Source organism: Rhodopirellula sp. JB055 (assembly GCF_043100905.1).
Taxonomy (GTDB): domain Bacteria; phylum Planctomycetota; class Planctomycetia; order Pirellulales; family Pirellulaceae; genus Rhodopirellula.
In genome coordinates this window covers 1-3595 of record NZ_JBICHO010000145.1, presented here as the reverse complement: position 1 = coordinate 3595, position 3595 = coordinate 1, and the positions used below count along the sequence as shown (strand labels likewise).

At 56.8% G+C, this 3595-nt stretch carries 5 protein-coding genes; 3 read left to right on the top strand and 2 right to left on the bottom strand.

Translation table 11 applies throughout. The annotated features are described in order from the left end of the window. Window positions 1-116: 116 nt before the first annotated feature. Both ACF8AM_RS05995 and ACF8AM_RS05990 read left to right on the top strand, forming a co-directional pair. Entirely contained in the window at window positions 117-401 is a 285-nt protein-coding gene (locus ACF8AM_RS05995) for a hypothetical protein (RefSeq protein WP_392554749.1), read from the top strand. 355 nt (window positions 402-756) lie between these two features. Beyond that, on the top strand, window positions 757-2085 hold the full coding sequence (locus tag ACF8AM_RS05990) for a hypothetical protein (protein ID WP_392554748.1): 1329 nt from the start codon (window positions 757-759) through the stop codon (window positions 2083-2085). Between the two features lie 56 nt (window positions 2086-2141). Here ACF8AM_RS05990 and ACF8AM_RS05985 read toward each other — a convergent pair whose 3' ends face one another. Beyond that, window positions 2142-2348 carry a hypothetical protein gene (locus ACF8AM_RS05985; RefSeq protein WP_392554747.1) on the bottom strand — a complete coding sequence of 69 codons (207 nt, stop codon included), beginning with the start codon at window positions 2346-2348 and terminating at the stop codon, window positions 2142-2144. 21 nt (window positions 2349-2369) lie between these two features. Further along, window positions 2370-2801, bottom strand: a complete 432-nt coding sequence (locus ACF8AM_RS05980; RefSeq protein ID WP_392554746.1) for a Fur family transcriptional regulator — start codon at window positions 2799-2801, stop codon at window positions 2370-2372. A gap of 265 nt (window positions 2802-3066) precedes the next feature. Between ACF8AM_RS05980 and ACF8AM_RS05975 the strand changes: the two genes are divergently transcribed. Then, window positions 3067-3564, top strand: a complete 498-nt coding sequence (locus tag ACF8AM_RS05975; protein WP_392554745.1) for a hypothetical protein — start codon at window positions 3067-3069, stop codon at window positions 3562-3564. The last annotated feature ends 31 nt before the right edge of the window (window positions 3565-3595 follow it).

Genomic DNA, 3595 nt, shown 5'->3' with positions numbered 1-3595 from the left:
TTCGCAACTTTGTTGACTTCCCGGGCGTCGGTGAGTCGCGAACCATGCGGAGGCTCGTTTGATCTCTTGATCTTTGTACGGGTCGACGATGCTGACTCGTTTCTTGCAGATTGGGCATGTCTTTTTCATGGTGGTGGCCTTCGGGGTTTGCGGTTGGTGCGGTGGTCTACTCAACTGGTCCGGTGGTGCGCCCACCGGGTGCCGTCGCTGTCAGCGATGGGTGGGCTTCGGTGCGGAACATTGGCCAGCGTCGCCGCGATCGTCAGCAGTTGCGAACGGGCTTGGAGGTCCAACGTCGCGATCAATTCGCTCAGCTCCGGCGTCACAAAATCGGCGTCGTCAACCTATGGGACCACTGGCGGGACCACCAGACCGCCAACGTCGCTAAAACCACGGTTTGAAGCCGATTGTTCAACCCCTGTCGGGGGTATTCTTCATTTGGTTCCCACCGGCTGAAGCCGATAGCAAATCGTGGCCGTTGCCTTCGAGTGCTTGTGGTTGGCACGAAGGTCCAGTCCAGTCCCAGCGTCCTGGCATGCTCGCTGATCCAATCTTGTGCTGCTTCTTTCATGGGACGCCAGCATTGTCCACTCTCACGACTCCACCTTGTGGGTGGCCGCGAGAGAACGCAGGATTCTAGATCGCTGTTGTTTGCCTTCTGGTGAATCGAGTAATCTCGACGATCGCTTTGCGCCCAGCGCACTTGATGGGTGACCACAACGCAGTCCCAATGCCTTCAGGCAAGGAAGCTCCGGCATGACACACACGAAGAGCGTTTTCCGCCAGAGCCTCCGGTTTGCTATCAAGCAGCCTCTTTCGCCGAGCGCCGTTTCGAGTCACGCTCGCCGACCCCAGCTTCCTCTGCAGGCAGTCTGGGTGTTGGCGGCGATGGTTTGTGCTTGGACCACGCCCGCCATGGCATGCCCGTTTTGCTCAGCACTTGCGCCGACGATAAGCGATGATCTCGATACGTCATCGGCCGCCGTGCTGACGACCTGCGAATCGATCCACCAAGACCAAGACGGCTTCTACCTCTACCGAATGCGGGTCGTTGAGGTCGTCAAAGGTGGCCGCGAACTTGCGGGTTCAGTGATTGAAGTGGCGTCCATCGACGAACTCTCGAAAGACGATTTGTTCTGGCACATCGGCTTCGGTGAAGACTCGATCAACTGGGTTTTTCCAAAGCCAATGTCACGCGAAGCAACTGCGTACCTGCGTGGCTTGACCACCCTGCCCGATCAGGGGCCAGACCGAATGGAGTACTTTCTGCGACACCTTCGCCACGCTGACGACGTCGTCGCTGCCGATGCTTACAACGAATTCGCGGAAGCAACCCTTGAAGACATCGCAGCTTTGTCGGATCAACTGGACCGGGAATGGGTCATTGGCCAACTGCGTGACGCTTCGGTGCCTGTCCATCGCCGACGATTGTGCTGGACATTCTTGGCGCAGTGCGGGACAACCGCGGATGCAAGCCTGCTGGACGAGCTGCTGAAAAGGCGACAGGAGGACGCAACATTTGATCCTGGAATGGATGCAGCGATCGGCTGCTACTTGTCTCTCGCCGGGACGCCGGGTTTGGCTCGCATTGAGAGAGACTATCTCGCGAACCCAGAAGCCTCCTACCTCGACACGTTCGCAGCAGTTGCTGCGATACGCGTTCACGGGACCGAGTTGAGCGTGCACTCCCGCGAGCGATTGGCGACAGCTTTGCGGCATGTGCTGAAACAGCCGGCACTTGCCGACTTGGTCATCTCAGACTTGGCTCGCTGGGAAGACTGGTCCGCGATCGACCGCGTTGCAGAGCTTTTCGTTGAGGCGACTGAAGAGACCCGATTCGTCAAAACAGCCGCCGTGCTCTACCTAAAAAACTGCCCACTACCGGCAGCAGCAGCGTCGCTCGAAAAACTGAGGGCGATTGATCCCGAAACCGTTCGGGCGGCAGAAGCTTCCATGCGATTTTACGGGGGATTGGCAACAATTCCGGTGCCCGAACCAGAAAGTCAGGAGACGTCTCTGGACTCGCAGGAATCCACCGCTCCTAAAGTTGCAAACACGCAACCGGAATCATCGGTCGCTCGTTGATCCATCCGATCGCCTATTCTGAGCACCGTTTTCAGGTTGCCCTCGACCGATGCGACTTAGCCACAAGAGCATCCCGAATCACAGCAACCACCTTTCTTGGAAGAGATCGGGATGGACAGCCCTCCGGTGATGACTCGGCGAACAGGCTGGCCGGTTTCCGGATGTTTGGTCAAAGCATCGTCCGCCATCCGCTGCACGATTTCGAACTCAACCGGTTCTTCGCATTCGTTCTGAGGAATGGTCTCGTAAACGTAAGTCGGCATCGGATCGTTTTTCCATGGTGGTTATTTGCAGTGGTTGCATCGACCGCGCAAGAGAATCTCGGCGACCTCGCCCACTTTGCGGGTCTCATCGACGCTCTCGGCGGTCAACATAACGTTGTCGAGGCATGAAACCGCCCCGCAAACGGTGCAAAGAAAGTGCGGATGCGACTCAAACGCGCTCTCGCCAGGACGAACCTCATCGAACCTGTAGACGTGGTCGCCGAGCTCTGTTCGCCGAAGCAAACCGGCATCGGTCATGTCGTTCAGGTTTCGAAAGGCCGTCGCTTTGTCGACTCCGTGTGTCTCAAGATGACCGGCCACGTCCGCGTGCGTAACCGGCGATTTCGCGTCACGCAGCAAATTCAGCGTGGCCACTCGCGCGGGCGTTGCCCTCAGACCAGCTGCACGAATGTCATCTCGAATCGTCTCGTGAGGCTCGAATGACGTGCTCATAGCCGGTAGACTAGCACAAACCGCTCTTTCATGCAATCGTATTGCACATACTCACGTTAACGGAAGAAGCGGGCTCCTGCTAAGAAAGCCGTGTCCCACTTGTGTGCTGACACCGCGGCACAGACTGCTGCTTTGTTTTCCCGATTCATTGAGCGACTCCATTCCACATCGAAGGTGCTGACCACACCCCAGTTGCGACTTAAGTTGTCCAGCGTTTTCGTAATGCCTCGAAGTTTTTGACAAACCCACTTTTTAGGAATGAACCATGAAAACTCTCAACCTGCTGCTCTCTTTAACAATGGCCCTTGCCCTGATTGGATGCGGATCACCTGACCAATCGGCGAGCGATTCTTCATCAGCCAACTCTTCGGCGGAGGATCATGGCCACGATCACGCGGACCACGATCACGAGGGGCATGACCACGATCACGGCGAAAGCGGTCACCCGGAATCGTTTGCAGAAGCGATCGAGCAGATCAATGACATGGGCAACAAGATCACCTCCGCGTTTGCCGAAGGGGAACCCGACAATGCCCACGGCGAACTGCATGACATCGGGCATCTGATCGAATCGCTGCCCGATCTAGCAAAGAAAGCCGGTTTGCCTGAACCAAAACTGGAAAAGGTTGGCGAAGTCACCGAGACGTTGATGGATGCCTTTGGAGAACTCGATCACACTTTGCACGGTGGCGAGAAAGCCGACGTTGAAAAGATCTCATCGACGATCTCCACACAGATGGAAGAACTTCAGGGAATGCTCTGAATTCGACGGCACCTGATCCGAGTGCCCGGCA